This window comes from Vagococcus fessus (assembly GCF_003987565.1).
GTDB lineage: Bacteria > Bacillota > Bacilli > Lactobacillales > Vagococcaceae > Vagococcus_D > Vagococcus_D fessus.
Genome location: NZ_NGJY01000002.1, coordinates 273,369 through 288,746, shown reverse-complemented (window position 1 = coordinate 288,746; position 15,378 = coordinate 273,369). Strand labels below are relative to the sequence as shown.

Genomic DNA, 15,378 nt, shown 5'->3' with positions numbered 1-15,378 from the left:
AGTTAGATTGTAAAGAACGGGTCACAAGGAGTGTCATAATGAAAGTACATAATGCAGATATCGTGATTAGTGCCGTTGCACCAAAACAATACCCGGAAGTCGATATTCCGGAAATCGCCTTAGCGGGTCGTTCGAATGTTGGTAAATCTTCTTTTATCAATACATTAATTAACAGAAAAAATTTAGCTAGAACATCTAGTAAACCAGGAAAAACACAGACGTTAAACTTCTATATTATTGAAGATAAATTTCATTTTGTAGATGTTCCAGGTTATGGCTATGCTAAAGTATCAAAAACTGAACGTGCCAAATGGGGCGCGATGATTGAAACATATCTAACGCAAAGAGATCAGCTACAAGCTGTTATTTGTTTAGTAGATATTCGTCATAAACCTAGTGTTGAGGATGTTCAAATGTATCAGTTTTTAAAATTCTACGATATCCCAGCTATTGTTGTTGCAACGAAAGCAGATAAGGTGCCAAAAGGTAAGTGGAATAAGCATGAGTCTATTGTCAAAAAAGCGTTAGATTTTGATAATAACGATGACTTTATTTTGTTCTCATCTGAGACAAAAAAAGGTAAGGAAGAAGCTTGGGAAGTTATTGAAAAATATTTAGACTTAGATTAATTTTATAAGATAAGGATGAGTCAGTTATGGAATTTAATGAGTATCAAGGGTTAGCTAATCAATCGTTAGCGGGAGATGAGCAAGTTTTAACTAAATGTGCATTAGGTTTAGCTAGTGAGACAGGAGAAGTTTTAGAACTAATTCAAAAATATACATTTGACCATTATGATTTAACTAAAGAGGCTTTGATAAAAGAGATGGGTGATGTTTTATGGTATCTTTCTCAAATTTCTGAGTGGGCTGATATTCCATTTGAAGAGGTTGCAAAGCAAAATATAACAATGTTACAAGAAAGATATCCTGAACGCTTTGAAAAAAAGAGAGATTAGTATAGGAGTTTGAGAATAAATGCAAAATAGAATGATGAATATGCCTGTTGTTAAACAAGAGGTTATTGATTTTATGCGTAAAGGTCAAAAACAGTTAACTGGTCCTGTAGGAGATCTTCAAAAAGTTGCAAATGAAAATGGTGTACCTGTTATTCCTCATGAAACAGTTGTATTTATGCAGTTTTTGTTAGGTCAATTAAAACCAAAAAATATTTTAGAAATCGGGACAGCGATTGGTTTCTCAGCTAGTTTAATGAACGAATTTGTTGGTGATGATGGTCATGTTACAACGATTGATCGTTTTGATGTCATGATTGAAAAAGCAAAAGCTAATTTTGAAAAGCAAGGTATTACTGATAAAGTAACGTTGCTTGAAGGTCAAGCGGCTGATATTTTACCTACTTTAGAAGGGCCATATGATTTTATTTTTATGGACAGTGCTAAATCAAAATACATCGAATTTTTACCAGACTGTTTACGTGTTTTAAAAACAGGTGGTGTTATTATGATTGATGATGTTCTTCAAGGTGGAACAATTTTTCAACCGATTGAAGAAATTCATAGAAGTCAACGTGCGATACACCGAAAATTAAATGAACTATTTGACCGTGTTATGGCTTCGCCAGATCTAACTGCGAGTCTAGTCCCATTGGGTGATGGCGTGTTATTAATTACTAAAGATAACGAAAAGGTTTCCTTGTAAAAGGCAACCTTTTTTTTTGAAAATGTGATTATTTAATGACTGTTTGACTAGCTTGTGAAGCTTATTTGAAACAATAGTGAGTTCTATTGTGCTGTAAGGATTAGTGTTATACCATAAACATGTAATAAAAAAGTGTAAAGAGGAGCTAAGTGTATGAAAAAAATAGTTATTCTAGGTGTATCAGTAGTAGTTGGCTTAGCAGCTTTTGCTGTAGTAAGTTCAGCGAGCAGTTTTAATTCGGGAGAATCAGACTTTGATGGTGGTGTTGGTCAACATCACGAAAGATATTGTGGCAGAACATCTAATGATGAGTGGTCATTAAATAGAGAGAAACGTGTATCAAGAAGAGGTCAAATGATGAATAATAATGCTGTAGGTGATATAAAAAATAATAGAGGTGGAAATTGTTATAGATAAGGTGTATCATCGCATCTTATCTTTTTTTATTGATTTTAAGTACAAAAAAAGAGTAAGTAATCTAGAGATTACTTACTCTTTTTAACGTTATGTCACAGGAGGGATTCGAACCCCCGACCGTCCGCTTAGAAGGCGGATGCTCTATCCGGCTGAGCTACTATGACGTTTTTTACCGAACAAACTTATTATATAAGTATATAGTGTATAAGTCAATAGCTTGAATAAAAAAAGTTGCTTTTATCCACTAGTTAGAATTAATATGTTTTTTATTCTAAAAAATTAGGGTTAATAGGCAAATTTTAAATAAATAGTAGTCTAGACAAATAAAAAAATTCAAGCTATACTGATTTTATTATAAAAAAATAATATTATACGAACATTAAATGAAAATAAAGTATACATACATATTGAAAGAAGGAATATAAACTAATGACTAAAATAGACCCTCGTGTACTAAAGACTAAAAGAAAATTAAAGTCAGCATTTTTTACGCTGATTGCAAATGGTAAGCTTAATAGTATCAATGTAAAAGATTTAACAGAAACAGCTCAAGTGACAAGAGGGACTTTTTATCTTCATTTTAAAGATAAAGAAACTTTTGTTAAAGCGATGATGACAGAATTGGTTAATGAATTCTTTGAACGGTCTATTATTGAACGAGAGTTGCCAGATGGTAATATTCAACCACGTCTATTTTTAACTAATGTATTCGAGTATGTGGATGAGCGACCAGATTTCTTCACTGTACTACTTAAAGAAGATGATGCGGCAGAGTATCAAAGAATGTTAAGTGATAAATTACATAGCTATATCGAAGTGTACAATGAAACGACTAATCAAAAAACGGATCATAATATCCCTAAACCGTTGCTAATGAACTTTATGATATATGGCGTACTAGGTTATATTGACCAATGGTTGAGAGATGGAAAAATATATGCGACACATTATATGGCAGATAATCTACAAAAATTATTAGATTCCGCTGTCATTAGAGAAGCTGATTTAACAGGTTTCTTTGTCACAACAGAAGTGTAGTATTCACTACTATAAAATAAGTTAGGTGTTTTAATAATTAAACACCTTGACTTTTTTTTTTATATTTGATAAAATGTTAATGTTGTAATTGTGGGCACCACAACTACAACCGCACAAAGTAAGTAATTAAGAATCTTGAGTGATCGCTTACGCTGGCGAGTCTAAGTTAAAAAATAAGGAGGTGCTTAACAGCATGTACGCAATTGTTAAAACAGGTGGTAAGCAAGTAAAAGTAGAAGTAGGTCAAGCAATTTACGTTGAGAAATTAGACGTAGAAGCAGGACAAAAAGTTGTCTTTGATGAAGTTATCTTAGTTGGCGGAGAAACAACAAAAGTTGGAACTCCTACAGTTAAAGGTGCTACAGTAGAAGGAACTGTTGAAAAACAAGGTAAACAAAAGAAAGTTGTTACTTTCAAATACAAACCTAAAAAACACACTCACCGTAAACAAGGTCACCGTCAACCGTATACTAAAGTTGTCATTGACTCAATCAACGCGTAAGGTTAGCTAACGAAAGAGGGATTAAGGATGATTGAAGCGACATTTAAGCGAAGAGCAACAGGTCAGATTGTTTCATTTGAACTTTCAGGTCATGCTAATAGCGGTCCTTATGGTAGTGATATTGTATGTGCAGGTGTTTCGGCATTAGCATTTAATACGGTTAATAGTATTGACGCTTTGGCTGGATTTACTCCTATTGTAGAAGTAGATGCAGTGGATGAAGGGTATTTATACTTAGAAACGTATGATGATATTACTGACGAACAATCAGCTAAATCACAACTTTTATTAGAAAGTCTTGTGTTGGGTTTACAAGGGTTACAAGAAGAATATGCAGACTTTATTAGTCTTAAAACTATTAACAATTAATAGGAGGTGCAACACTATGTTGAAAATGAATTTACAATTCTTCGCGACGAAAAAAGGTGGTGGTTCTACTGCCAATGGTCGTGATTCACAATCAAAACGTCTAGGCGCTAAACGTGCTGACGGCCAAACTGTTACAGGTGGTTCAATTTTATACCGTCAACGCGGAACTAGAATTTACCCAGGTGTAAACGTTGGTAAAGGTGGCGACGATACTTTATTTGCTAAATGTGATGGCGTGGTACGTTTCGAACGTAAAGGCCGTGACAAAAAACAAGTTTCAGTATACCCAGTTGCTCAATAATAACTATTTAAACCGTTTCTCTTTTGAAGAGAAGCGGTTTTTTTTGTATGCTCTAGGTGGTTTAGTTTTAAAAATGTTATTGTTTTGCTATAATGCTAGTAATACTATAAAAAGAAAGAGGGCTACTTTTATGATGAATCGAATTGAGAAATTGAGAGTTAAGATGCAAGAGGCGGAATTAGAGTCATTTTTAATAACAAGTCCATATAATTTGAGATATTTAACTGGATTTACAGGGACTACAGGTTTAGCTGTTATTACAAAAAAAGAGGCTTACTTTGTAAGTGATTTTAGATATGCAGAACAAGTTGCAAAACAATGTCCTGATTATACATTTATTCAAAATATGGGCCCGATTTTTGATGAAGTAGCCAAAATTATAAAATCTGATGATTTGATGAATATGGCTTTCGAAGAAGAGCATATGTCATTTTCAACGTATACAACGTTAGCTGAAATGCTTGAAACAGGATTAGTTCCTGTAGCGGGTATGATTGAAGAGCTTAGAGAAGTTAAAGAAGAATCGGAAATGAAAATTATTCGTAAGGCTTGTGAGATTGCGGACAGTGCCTTCAAACATATTTTAGATTACATTAAGCCGGGTATGACTGAGATTCAAGTAGCAAATGAACTTGATTTCTATATGCGTTCATTAGGGGCGACTAGTGTGTCGTTTGAAACGATTGTTGCGAGTGGTGTTCGTTCGGCTATGCCTCATGGTGTTGCTAGTGATAAAGTGATTGAACAAGGCGATATGATTACAATTGACTTCGGATGTTACTATGAAGGGTATGTCTCTGATATGACGCGTACGATTGCCTTGGGAGATCCTGGTGAAGAACTTAAAGAAATTCACCAACGTGTCTTAGACGCTCAATTAAAGGTTACGGAAGCTGCTAAACCAGGTATGTCTGGTGTTGAGCTGGATGCAGTTGCCCGAGACTATTTCGCAACACTAGGTTGTGCAGAAGCGTTTGGTCATTCAACAGGTCATGGGATTGGTTTGGAAATTCATGAAGGCCCGAATGTTTCTCGTATGGCTGAAAAGAAATTTGTTCCAGGTAATGTAATAACGAACGAACCAGGATTGTACTATCCAGGTGTTGGTGGAGTTAGAATTGAAGATGATATGTTAGTTACGGAAGAGGGAGTAGAAATTTTGACTCACTCACCTAGAGCTTTAATTATTATTTAGGTCTAAACCAACTATTTTACTGATATTCCTAATGACAACACGCCTAGTTTAATGATAAACTAGGGGAGAGTATTTAATTAGGAGGCAGTGTATGATTTCAGTAAATGATTTTAAAACAGGTTTAACAATTGAAGTAGACGGCGGTATTTGGCGTGTAATGGATTTCCAACATGTAAAACCAGGTAAAGGAGCAGCGTTTGTTCGCTCAAAATTAAAAAATTTACGTACTGGTGCAATGCAAGAGAAAACATTCCGTGGTGGCGAAAAAGTTGCCAAAGCTCAAATTGATAACCGTAAAATGCAGTATTTATATGAAAGTGGTGGCAACCATGTCTTTATGGATACTGAAAACTACGAGCAAATCGAATTGCCGGAAGAACAAATTAAAGATGAGTTAAAATATTTATTAGAAAATAGCATGTGTAATATTGTCATGTACGGTAGCGAAACTATTGGTGTTGATTTACCAAATACAGTGACTTTAGCAGTTAAAGAAACAGAACCTGGGATTAAAGGTGATACTTCTTCAGGTGGCTCTAAGCCAGCTATTATGGAGACAGGTTTAGTCGTTCAAGTCCCATTCTTTGTTAATGCAGAGGATAAATTAATTATTAACACGGTAGAGGGATCTTACGTATCACGTGCTTAATCAAAAAGGAGGAGTTCTCATGTCTGAAGAAACATTTGTAATTAATAATGATACTGAAGCGATGGGTGGCGATATTGTTATTGCACCTGAAGTTATCGAAGTGATTATTGGTATTGCAGCATCAAAAGTCGAAGGTGTATACGGTATGCGCGGTAACTTAGCGTCTAACGTTACGGAACTTTTCGGTAGAGCGTCACATGGTAAAGGTGTCTTCTTAAAAAATGACGAAGATGGCTTGAAAGTAGAATTGTACTGCTACTTAAATTATGGCGTGACTGTTCCTAAGGTAGCGCTAGCGATGCAAGAAGCAGTTAAACAACAAGTCTTATACATGACAGATATTGACCTTACAGAAGTTAATATCCATGTTGTTGGGGTTGTACCTGAGAAATTAGAAGGCCCAAATTTTGACGAATTATTTGATTCAGAAGAGGATGAGTAGAGTGGAATTTACAAGACATGAAATAAGAGAAAAAGCATTACAAGCGTTGTACCCTTTTGATTTTTCTAACGAAACAACAAAAGAAGACGCCATTGCTTATGCTTTAGAATACAATAACGCTGAGCTAGTTAGTGAAGAAGGCGATATGTTTATTCCGACTTACTTAGACCAACTTGTTGAAGGGGTTTGCTCTCATAAAGAAGAGTTAGATACTTTAATTCAAGATAATTTAAAAAAATGGACATTAGCTCGTATTGCTAAACCAGATTTAATCATCATGCGTATTGCTATTTTTGAAATGAAATATAGTCAAGATATTCCGGCGAAGGTTGCGCTAAATGAAGCACTGGAATTAACTAAAAAATACAGTGATGATGATTCACGTAAATTTGTAAATGGTGTTTTATCAAATATTATTAAGAAAGAAAACTTAGAGGGATAGTCTCTAAGTTTTCTTTTTTTTATTCTAGTGAGACAGTCTGTCCTTGCTTTATCGAATGGATTGTTTGTGATAAAATGATAGGAAAGACTAATTTGAAAAGAGGACTAAAATGGGAATGATTATGAATGGCCGTGAACTTGCGGATGAACTGCAATTAGAGATGATTGAAGAAGTAAAAAAGATGCCAGTCAAACCTGGTTTAGTCGTAATGATAGTAGGAGAAAATTCTGCAAGCCAAACCTATGTGAAGAATAAAGAACGAGCTGCTGAAAAAATAGGCATTAATTCTAAAATTGAACGCTTGCCAGAATCAGTTACTGAAAAAGAGTTATTAGATTTAATTTCTAAATATAATGAGGATAATGCCTACCATGGTATCCTTGTCCAATTGCCTTTACCGGCTCATATTGATGAAGAAAAAGTATTATTAGCAATTGATGCAAAAAAAGATGTAGATGGTTTTCACCCTCTTAATATAGGTAAAATGATGTCAGGTGATGCCGACTTAATACCTTGTACACCTTACGGAATTATGATGCTATTGAAAAAATATAATGTACCGTTAGCAGGTAAAAATGCAGTTGTTGTTGGGAGAAGTAATATTGTAGGGAAACCGATGGCTCATCTGCTATTACAAGAAGATGCGACGGTGACAATTACACATTCTAAAACAACAGACTTACAAGAAGTAACTAAACGAGCTGATGTATTAGTTGTGGCAATTGGTAAAGGACATTTTATCAACAGTAGTCATGTTAAAGAAGGTGCTGTTGTAATAGATGTTGGGATGAATAGAAGTCCAGAAGGTAAGTTAATTGGGGATGTGGATTTCGACGATGTTATCGAAAAAGTGTCACTAATTACTCCTGTACCTAAAGGAGTAGGTCCTATGACGATTACGATGTTAATGCGTCAGACGATAGATAATGCAAAAAAATAAAGAATAAGTGAAGGGGTCATCTTGTGGCGGAAAAGTATTTATCAGTTACAGCGTTAACTAAATATATTAAACGAAAATTTGAAGTCGATCCGCATTTAGGTCGTGTCTATTTGACTGGCGAAATTTCAAATTTTAGACCTCGTCCTAATGCGCATCAATATTTTAGTTTGAAGGATGATAAGGCTAAGATTGGCGCTGTGATGTTTAAAGGGGCTTATCAAAAACTAAAGTTTCAACCCAAAGAAGGAATGAAGGTTTTAGTAGTTGGACGTGTTTCTGTTTACGAAGCTAGTGGTAACTACCAAATTACGATTGAACATATGGAGCCAGATGGTGTAGGTGCATTGTATCAAGCGTTAGCAGAATTACGTGAGAAGCTCGAGAGAGAAGGGTTATTTTCATTACCTAAAAAAGAGCTTACACGTTATCCTAAACGTGTGGCAGTGGTAACTAGTCCTAGTGGGGCTGTTATACGTGATATTATGACGACGGTTAAGCGTCGTTATCCCATCGCGCAGTTGGTATTATTTCCGACCTTAGTTCAAGGGGATAAGGCCGCTCAAAATATTTGTGATAATTTAGATAGAATAGAAGAGATGGGGAATTTTGATACCGTTATCGTTGCCCGTGGTGGTGGTTCTATTGAAGATTTGTGGCCTTTCAATGAAGAGAATGTAGCACGTAAGATTGTCTCTATGAGTTTACCTGTTATTTCATCAGTTGGTCATGAGACAGATACAACCATCGCTGATTTAGTAGCAGATGTTAGGGCTGCAACACCAACAGCTGCAGCTGAATTAGCTGTGCCTGTGTTATCAGATGAGTTACTTAAAATAAAAGAAAAAGAAAATAGACTTGTAAAAAGTTATGTGTACCAATTAGAGAGACAAAAGCAACGCTTTACCCGAACTCAAGAGTCGTTTGTATTTAAACAACCAGAACGTTTGTATGAAGGATTCAGCGTTAAATTGGATATGCTAGTTAGACGATTCCAACAAGAGGGATTAGCGATTGTATCGGGTAAGAAAGAGCATATGATAGAGGTTATAAACAAACTTTATCTACAAAATCCAAGTCGCAAAGTAGAGCAAGCGTCACAACAGCTGACTCATAATCAAAGTCAGTTAGAACAAGCGATGAAGGCTTATATGAAACAAAAAGAGATTGATTTAGGTAGACAAATCCAATCGTTGGATATTCTAAGTCCGCTCAAAACGATGAGTAGAGGGTATACTTATGTCACAACCCCAGATAAGTTATTGACTTCAGTTACCAACCTACAACAAGATGAAGTGGTGACCTTGCACTTTAGTGATGGTGAAGCCGACGTAGCAGTAAATGAGATAAGAAGTAAGACGAATGAAAGTGAGGAAAAATAATGGCTAAAAAAGAAGAAATGACATTTGAAGAGTCTATGATGGCATTGGAATCGATTGTAAGAGAATTAGAACAAGGTGATGTTCCTTTAGAACAAGCTCTGGCTCATTTTCAAAAGGGAATTGAATTAAGTAAAGTTTGCCAAGAGACGTTAACGAATGCAGAAACGACTTTAACTAAAATTATGACAGAAACGAATGATGAAGTCGTATTTGATGAGAGTGGTAACTAAATGACCAAGGAAATTTTTGCGAAAGAGTACTTACCTTATGTGATGAAAGAAATGGCGAGTGTCTTAGAAACGAATGCGTCAGAAAAGTTATTATTTGATAGTATGTCTTATTCACTAGAAGCAGGTGGCAAGCGTTTAAGACCGTTGCTATTATTAGCGACGATTGATTTCTTTGGGGAAAAACTTTCGAAAGGTCATTTTCAGATAGCGGGAGCGTTAGAGATGATTCACACGTATTCTTTAATTCACGATGACTTACCAGCGATGGATAATGATGAATTAAGACGTGGCAAGCCAACTAATCATATGGTTTACGGTGAGGCTCTTGCTATTCTAGCTGGTGATGGACTTCTTACAGAAGCCTTACATTTGGTTGCTGTAAGCGAGTTGTCTAGCGCCCAAAGAGTGTGGGTGATGACAGAGTTGACGAAAGCATCTGGGGCAAAAGGAATGATTGGTGGTCAAGTTGGGGATATCGAAGGTGAAAAAACAACGTTAACTTTAGAAGAGCTACAAGCTGTTCATGAGAAAAAGACAGGAGCTTTAATTCGTTTTGCTGTAGAAACAGGCTGCTATCTAACAGCTCAACCAGAGTCTATAATGACAGAGATGATGACCTATGCTGATAATTTTGGTGTGGCGTTTCAGATTAAGGATGATTTACTTGATGTATTGGGTGATGAAGCTGAGATTGGGAAGCGTACAGGTATGGACGAAGCTTTAAATAAAAGTACCTATACCTCACTTTTGGGTGTTGAAGGAGCGCAAAAAGCGTTGTCAGAGCATTATAATAAAGCGGTGACTGCTTTAACGACTGTTAAAAAACAGTTAGGAAAAACTGAAGAAGTAACGATTTTAGAAGAATTAATTCAAACCTTAATGGGGTAGAGAGTGGTAGAAAATTATGAAAAAAGAGCGTGTAGATGTCTTAGCTTTTAATCAGGGCTTATGTGAAACAAGAGAAAAAGCGAAGCGAGCAGTTATGGCTGGTTTGGTTTACGATATAAACAATGAACGTATGGATAAACCTGGAGAAAAAATTGATGCTGAAATGGAGCTTCATTTAAAAGGTGAAGGTCTTAAATATGTATCACGTGGTGGTTTGAAATTAGAGAAAGCCCTAGACGTTTTTGGAATTGATATTAAGGGGAAACAGTTACTTGATATAGGTTCTTCAACAGGAGGGTTTACAGATGTGGCGCTACAAAATGGTGCGGTGATGAGCTATGCCTTGGATGTCGGCTACAATCAATTAGCTTGGAAATTACGTCAAGACGAACGTGTTGTGGTGATGGAACGCACTAACTTTAGATATTCTAAGCCTGAAGATTTTGAAAAAGGGTTACCTGATATTGCGAGTATTGATGTGTCATTCATTTCGCTAAAATTGATTTTACCAGTATTAAAATCTATTTTAAAAGCAAATGGAGAAGTTGTCGCTTTGATTAAACCACAATTTGAAGCGGGGAAAGCTTTGGTTGGGAAAAATGGTGTCATAAGAGAAGCGAGTACACATCGTTTAGTCTTAGAAAAGATGTTAACCTTTATGAATGAAGAAGGGTATCAGATTGCTGGCTTAGATTACTCACCGATTAAAGGTGGTGAAGGTAATATTGAGTTTTTAGCGTACTTAAAATGGCCTGGTTTAGGGCAAGAAAAAGTAGAAGAACTTGATATTGAAAAAATGGCAGCAGATATTGTTGAAAAAGCTCATACTGAGTTAAAGGTAAAAGCTGAAGGTTAAATGTAAGGAGGCTAATATGAAAAAGATAGAACGCCAACGATTACTAAGACAATTGATAAAGGAACATCGTATTCAAAAACAAGAAGAATTTGTCGATTTGCTCAATGATCAAGGGGTTGAGGTGACTCAAGCAACTGTTTCAAGAGATATCAAAGAGATGAATTTGATAAAAGTTAGCCAAGCTGATGGGAGTTTTTTTTATAGCTTACGAGAAGATGTCGGTGAGCCGGATAGACAGCGTTTGAACAAAATGCTTAAGCAATCGGTTATCTCTGTTTCTAGAATGGATAAGTATATTTCTCTAAAAATCGTACCGGGAAGTGCAGTAGCGCTTGGAATTGTCTTAGAAAATATTTACGATAAAGCTCTTTTTACGCTGTTAACAACAGATGATAAAGTATTGATGATTTTTTATGAAGAAGAAAAAGCTGCGGATGTTTCCTCGGAAATTAAGACGTGGTTATACGGATAAGAGGTGTATAGAGAGATGTTACAAGAACTAGCAATTGAAAACTTTGCGATTATTTCAGAATTGAATGTATCTTTTAATGAAGGGATGACCGTTTTAACTGGTGAAACTGGAGCCGGTAAGTCTATTATTATTGATGCTGTAGGCTTATTAGTTGGTGGTAGAGGCTCTGCCGATTACATAAGGCAGGGAGCGACAAAGTGTTTACTAGAAGGGCAATTTTTTGTTAAACGTAATGATAAATTAAGCGTGTTATTAGATGAGCTAGCTATTGAAGCGTCAGATGATACCTTGATTTTATCTCGTGAGATTACTCAAAGCGGTAAAAATACTTGTCGTGTCAACGGCCGTTTAGTTAATACTGCTAAATTACGTGAAATAGGAAGTTATTTAGTTGATATTCATGGTCAGAACGAACATCAAGAATTGATGCAAGCAGATACTCACTTAGGGTTGCTTGATCATTACGGGGCGGATTCATTATCTGGTGTAAAGGCAGACTATCAAGCTGTATATGAACGTTATCAAGATGTTCGTAAAAAATTGAAGAATAAACAAACAACTGAGAAAGAGTTTGCTCAGCGTATGGATATGTTGGAGTTTCAATCACAAGAAATAGAGGCTGCAGAATTAGTAGTGGGTGAAGAAGAAACGTTGTTAGCGGAACGTGCTCGTCTTGTTAATTTTCATAAAGTAGTAAGTGCTTTAAAGAATACCTACGAAGCCCTTGCGGGTGGTGAAACGAGCAGTCTGGATGGTATTGGTTATGCTATGAACGAGATGATAGAAATCGAAAGTCTGGACGATGATTATTTAGAAATTTCAGAAACCGTTAAGAATAGTTATTATCAAATTCAAGAAGCGTCCAACAGTGCCCTACGTTTAGTTGATAACTTAGAAATAGATGAAGGTAGAATCGATGAAGTAGAGCAACGTTTGGATTTAATTAGACAGTTGAAGCGTAAATATGGTGAGTCGGAAGAATTGATTCTTAACTACCTTGAAGAGATAACTAAAGAGATTCGCGAATCTCAGGCGTTTGAATCTAAAAATGAACAGTTAGAGGCAGAGTTAAAGCAATATGAAACTGACTTAACAAATCTAGCTGATCAATTGACAAAATTGAGAAAAAAAGCAGCTCTTGAATTAGAGAAAGCAATACTAGTTGAACTAGGTGGCTTGTATATGGATAAGACTGTTTTTGAAGTTAGGTTCAAAGAGACGTCCGGTGATTATATGGCGGCAGGGAAAGATGATGTTGAATTTTACATTACAACAAATCCTGGAGAACCGTTGAAGCCATTGGTTAAGGTAGTTTCAGGTGGTGAATTATCTCGTGTTATGCTTGCGCTTAAAACCATATTCTCTAAATCACAAGAATTAACGAGTATTGTGTTTGATGAAGTGGATACAGGAGTGAGTGGTCGAGTAGCACAAGGGATAGCCAATAAAATTCATCAAATTTCAAGTCAATCTCAAGTGTTATGTATTACTCATTTACCACAAGTGGCTGCAGTTGCTGATACGCAGTATTTTATTGAAAAGGTAGTGAATGATGAACGAACGACAACGTCACTTAGAGAGTTATCGAGTGAAGAGCGTGTGATGGAAATTGCAAGGATGCTTGCTGGCGATGAAATAACTGATTTAACTAAAGAACATGCAAGAGAACTATTGATGTTAGCTTCGAAATAAAAAACATTCCCTAGGGAATGTTTTTTATTTTTTATAGTACGGACATTACAGCGCCTAATATTGCTGAACCGACCATTGCGATTAGCATGATCCAGATTACAACTTTAGTGATTTTAGCAAAAGTACTTGTTTTTTTCTTTTCCAAAAAAATTACACCTCGTTTACCAGTTAAATGTGACGTTTAAAAAACGCTCTCGCAAGTAGTTTACACCTTTTTAAGAGTAGAGTGCAAGCGTATTAGAAAAATTTCTTTTTCTTTAATATCCAAATTGTAGCGATGCTGCTGATAACGATGAGAAACATAAGAATCCAGAAAGCATTAGTATCATTTGAAAAGGGTAAACGTACGTTCATACCGTAGATTCCACCTACTAAGGTTGGAATTGTCAAGATGATAGTTATGACAGTCAGTAGCTTCATGACGATGTTCATATTATTCCCGACGATTGCAGAGAACATGCTACCTAGTTGACCTAGTAACTCTGCTTGAATTTTCCCAGAAGCTAAAGCTTGTTTTGTTTCAATGATAATATCATATAGAGCGACTGACCCTTCTTTTGTTGTCATGATAATTTTAGAATCATAAGTACGTTGTAAAACAGACAAGTTTTGTTCAAGAGCTGAATCAAAGTAAACTAGACTTTTCTGCATGTCCATTAATTCGAACAATTGCTTGTTTTCTGTAGCAAGATGCAGTTCACTCTCGAGACGATCTGTTTCATATTTAATACCTTTAATATGATGGTTAAATAAATCAGAAAAAGACCAAGCGAGTTGTATCGCTATTTTTTCTGTAGTAGGCAGTGGTGAGTTAAAAGCTCGACCTTTTTCAAGTTCGTGTCTGAAATCAAACTCTCCTTTACAACTAGTAATAAGTAAGTTAGGTGTTAGTATGATACTAAATGGTAAGGCTTCAAATTGAACAAAACCACTAGGGCTTGTAATTTCTTTAGGGTATTGCAGTAAAAGCAAGATGGGTTTTATTAACTCATCTTGTATGGGTGCCTCGTAACGTGAAATTTCCTGATTATCGAGTACAGCAGAAAGATAGTCTTGTGGAAATTCGTATTCTTTTGATAGTGAAGCGATTTCTTCTGGTGTTGGATTTTGGACATGTATCCAATGGAGTGGTGTTGTTTCATTTGCTTCCAAAATTTTATTATTTGGTGTTACATAGAGCGATTCTATCATGTATTATTATCCTTTCTAGTACAATCTCTTACTTACCATACTACACAAATACTGTTATTCAAGCAAATCAAAGTCCAAGGTATATCTTTAATTTGCTATAGTAAGCATTGAAATTTTGTAGTACAATAACAATCGTGAAGTCGGAGTGCTGTGTGCACAAAGCTAATAGTTTTTGGCGCGTCGTTAATAATGAAAAAAGAAAGGAATTTTTTGTATGAATGGAATGCCTTTTATGGTTATATTCTGGTATATATTTCCAGTAGTATTGCTGTTTGCAAGCAATTTTATAGTTCAAACGTTATCCTTAACGAGACGGTTTAATATTAAATCACCAGATATCGCAACCCCCTTCTTATTAATGGGAATTCAAGCGTTGTCATTAGATACTTATCAAAAGTCTGCTGTACCATATGTTGTGATATTGATGTTGTTGGTCGGAATTAGTGTTGCATTAGGACACGCTTATTATTATGGTGATATTCAGTATAAACGCTTCTTTAAGATCTTTTGGAGAATTGTTTTTCTCCTAACGTTTGTCCTGTATTTCTTATTAATTCTATTAAACATATTTAGTTATTTATAAGAGAAAAAACTCCTATTCCTCATTTGAGGAATAGGAGTTTTTTTGTAATATGAATGATAACTATTCTACAGTAGAGAAAAGTGTGTTTTTTTTGAGGAATTGTGGTAGAAAGTGGGGGAATGTGGTAGACT

At 35.6% G+C, this 15,378-nt stretch carries 22 protein-coding genes, 1 tRNA gene and 1 other annotated feature; of the genes, 20 read left to right on the top strand and 3 right to left on the bottom strand.

From position 1 onward, the window contains the following. The first annotated feature begins 38 nt into the window (after positions 1–38). The 4 genes from yihA to CBF31_RS05725 all read left to right on the top strand — a co-directional run bounded on the left by yihA (position 39) and on the right by CBF31_RS05725 (position 2,078). Entirely contained in the window at positions 39–629 is a 591-nt protein-coding gene (yihA, locus tag CBF31_RS05740) for a ribosome biogenesis GTP-binding protein YihA/YsxC (protein ID WP_126831436.1), read from the top strand. 26 nt (positions 630–655) lie between these two features. Continuing rightward, positions 656–958 carry a nucleoside triphosphate pyrophosphohydrolase family protein gene (locus CBF31_RS05735; RefSeq protein ID WP_126831435.1) on the top strand — a complete coding sequence of 101 codons (303 nt, stop codon included), beginning with the start codon at positions 656–658 and terminating at the stop codon, positions 956–958. 19 nt (positions 959–977) lie between these two features. Further along, positions 978–1,661, top strand: a complete 684-nt coding sequence (locus tag CBF31_RS05730) for an O-methyltransferase (protein WP_126831434.1) — start codon at positions 978–980, stop codon at positions 1,659–1,661. Positions 1,662–1,814: 153 nt separating this feature from the next. Next, positions 1,815–2,078, top strand: coding sequence for a hypothetical protein (locus tag CBF31_RS05725; protein ID WP_126831433.1), 264 nt, complete (start codon positions 1,815–1,817; stop codon positions 2,076–2,078). Between the two features lie 90 nt (positions 2,079–2,168). Here CBF31_RS05725 and CBF31_RS05720 read toward each other — a convergent pair. Then, positions 2,169–2,242: transfer RNA gene (locus tag CBF31_RS05720), tRNA-Arg, on the bottom strand. 265 nt (positions 2,243–2,507) lie between these two features. On the opposite strand from CBF31_RS05720, the gene CBF31_RS05715 reads away from it, so the two are divergent. The 15 genes from CBF31_RS05715 (at position 2,508) to recN (ending at position 13,473) form a co-directional block, all read left to right on the top strand. Continuing rightward, positions 2,508–3,116, top strand: a complete 609-nt coding sequence (locus CBF31_RS05715) for a TetR/AcrR family transcriptional regulator (protein ID WP_126831432.1) — start codon at positions 2,508–2,510, stop codon at positions 3,114–3,116. Positions 3,117–3,213: 97 nt separating this feature from the next. After that, positions 3,214–3,289 (top strand) — a sequence feature (ribosomal protein L21 leader region). Between the two features lie 20 nt (positions 3,290–3,309). Continuing rightward, positions 3,310–3,618 (top strand): 50S ribosomal protein L21, encoded by a 309-nt coding sequence (gene rplU / locus CBF31_RS05710; protein ID WP_126831431.1) that lies wholly within the window; start codon positions 3,310–3,312, stop codon positions 3,616–3,618. A gap of 27 nt (positions 3,619–3,645) precedes the next feature. Then, positions 3,646–3,987, top strand: a complete 342-nt coding sequence (locus tag CBF31_RS05705; RefSeq protein WP_126831430.1) for a ribosomal-processing cysteine protease Prp — start codon at positions 3,646–3,648, stop codon at positions 3,985–3,987. 16 nt (positions 3,988–4,003) lie between these two features. Beyond that, positions 4,004–4,288: a 50S ribosomal protein L27 gene (gene rpmA / locus CBF31_RS05700; RefSeq protein WP_126831429.1), complete on the top strand. Its 285-nt coding sequence runs from the start codon at positions 4,004–4,006 to the stop codon at positions 4,286–4,288. Positions 4,289–4,418: 130 nt separating this feature from the next. Then, positions 4,419–5,483 (top strand): M24 family metallopeptidase, encoded by a 1,065-nt coding sequence (locus tag CBF31_RS05695; protein ID WP_126831428.1) that lies wholly within the window; start codon positions 4,419–4,421, stop codon positions 5,481–5,483. Positions 5,484–5,574: 91 nt separating this feature from the next. Further along, the gene (efp, locus tag CBF31_RS05690) at positions 5,575–6,132 is read left to right on the top strand and encodes an elongation factor P (RefSeq protein WP_126831427.1); all 558 of its coding nucleotides are present in this window, start codon (positions 5,575–5,577) and stop codon (positions 6,130–6,132) included. A gap of 19 nt (positions 6,133–6,151) precedes the next feature. Further along, entirely contained in the window at positions 6,152–6,574 is a 423-nt protein-coding gene (locus CBF31_RS05685) for an Asp23/Gls24 family envelope stress response protein (RefSeq protein ID WP_126831426.1), read from the top strand. Beyond that, on the top strand, positions 6,567–7,016 hold the full coding sequence (gene nusB / locus CBF31_RS05680) for a transcription antitermination factor NusB (RefSeq protein WP_126831425.1): 450 nt from the start codon (positions 6,567–6,569) through the stop codon (positions 7,014–7,016). The genes CBF31_RS05685 and nusB overlap by 8 nt, the downstream gene beginning before the upstream one ends. 109 nt (positions 7,017–7,125) lie before the next feature. After that, complete coding sequence (gene folD / locus CBF31_RS05675) at positions 7,126–7,956, top strand: bifunctional methylenetetrahydrofolate dehydrogenase/methenyltetrahydrofolate cyclohydrolase FolD (RefSeq protein WP_126831424.1); 831 nt, start codon at positions 7,126–7,128, stop codon at positions 7,954–7,956. A 23-nt stretch (positions 7,957–7,979) separates the two neighbouring features. Continuing rightward, positions 7,980–9,335: an exodeoxyribonuclease VII large subunit gene (gene xseA / locus CBF31_RS05670; protein ID WP_126831423.1), complete on the top strand. Its 1,356-nt coding sequence runs from the start codon at positions 7,980–7,982 to the stop codon at positions 9,333–9,335. Further along, complete coding sequence (locus tag CBF31_RS05665) at positions 9,335–9,565, top strand: exodeoxyribonuclease VII small subunit (RefSeq protein ID WP_126831422.1); 231 nt, start codon at positions 9,335–9,337, stop codon at positions 9,563–9,565. Before xseA ends, CBF31_RS05665 begins: the two co-directional genes overlap by 1 nt. Continuing rightward, positions 9,566–10,453, top strand: a complete 888-nt coding sequence (locus CBF31_RS05660; protein WP_126831421.1) for a polyprenyl synthetase family protein — start codon at positions 9,566–9,568, stop codon at positions 10,451–10,453. Positions 10,454–10,469: 16 nt separating this feature from the next. Continuing rightward, entirely contained in the window at positions 10,470–11,309 is an 840-nt protein-coding gene (locus tag CBF31_RS05655) for a TlyA family RNA methyltransferase (RefSeq protein ID WP_126831420.1), read from the top strand. A 16-nt stretch (positions 11,310–11,325) separates the two neighbouring features. Beyond that, positions 11,326–11,781 carry an arginine repressor gene (locus CBF31_RS05650; RefSeq protein WP_126831419.1) on the top strand — a complete coding sequence of 152 codons (456 nt, stop codon included), beginning with the start codon at positions 11,326–11,328 and terminating at the stop codon, positions 11,779–11,781. A gap of 15 nt (positions 11,782–11,796) precedes the next feature. After that, positions 11,797–13,473, top strand: coding sequence for a DNA repair protein RecN (gene recN / locus CBF31_RS05645; protein ID WP_126831418.1), 1,677 nt, complete (start codon positions 11,797–11,799; stop codon positions 13,471–13,473). 31 nt (positions 13,474–13,504) lie between these two features. Here the strand turns inward: recN and CBF31_RS05640 are convergent, their stop codons facing one another. Beyond that, positions 13,505–13,618 carry a DUF4044 domain-containing protein gene (locus CBF31_RS05640; RefSeq protein WP_126831417.1) on the bottom strand — a complete coding sequence of 38 codons (114 nt, stop codon included), beginning with the start codon at positions 13,616–13,618 and terminating at the stop codon, positions 13,505–13,507. Between the two features lie 92 nt (positions 13,619–13,710). After that, positions 13,711–14,664 (bottom strand): magnesium transporter CorA family protein, encoded by a 954-nt coding sequence (locus CBF31_RS05635; RefSeq protein WP_126831416.1) that lies wholly within the window; start codon positions 14,662–14,664, stop codon positions 13,711–13,713. Positions 14,665–14,896: 232 nt separating this feature from the next. On the opposite strand from CBF31_RS05635, the gene CBF31_RS05630 reads away from it, so the two are divergent. Then, positions 14,897–15,247: a DUF3397 domain-containing protein gene (locus CBF31_RS05630; RefSeq protein ID WP_415674431.1), complete on the top strand. Its 351-nt coding sequence runs from the start codon at positions 14,897–14,899 to the stop codon at positions 15,245–15,247. Positions 15,248–15,378: the final 131 nt, after the last annotated feature.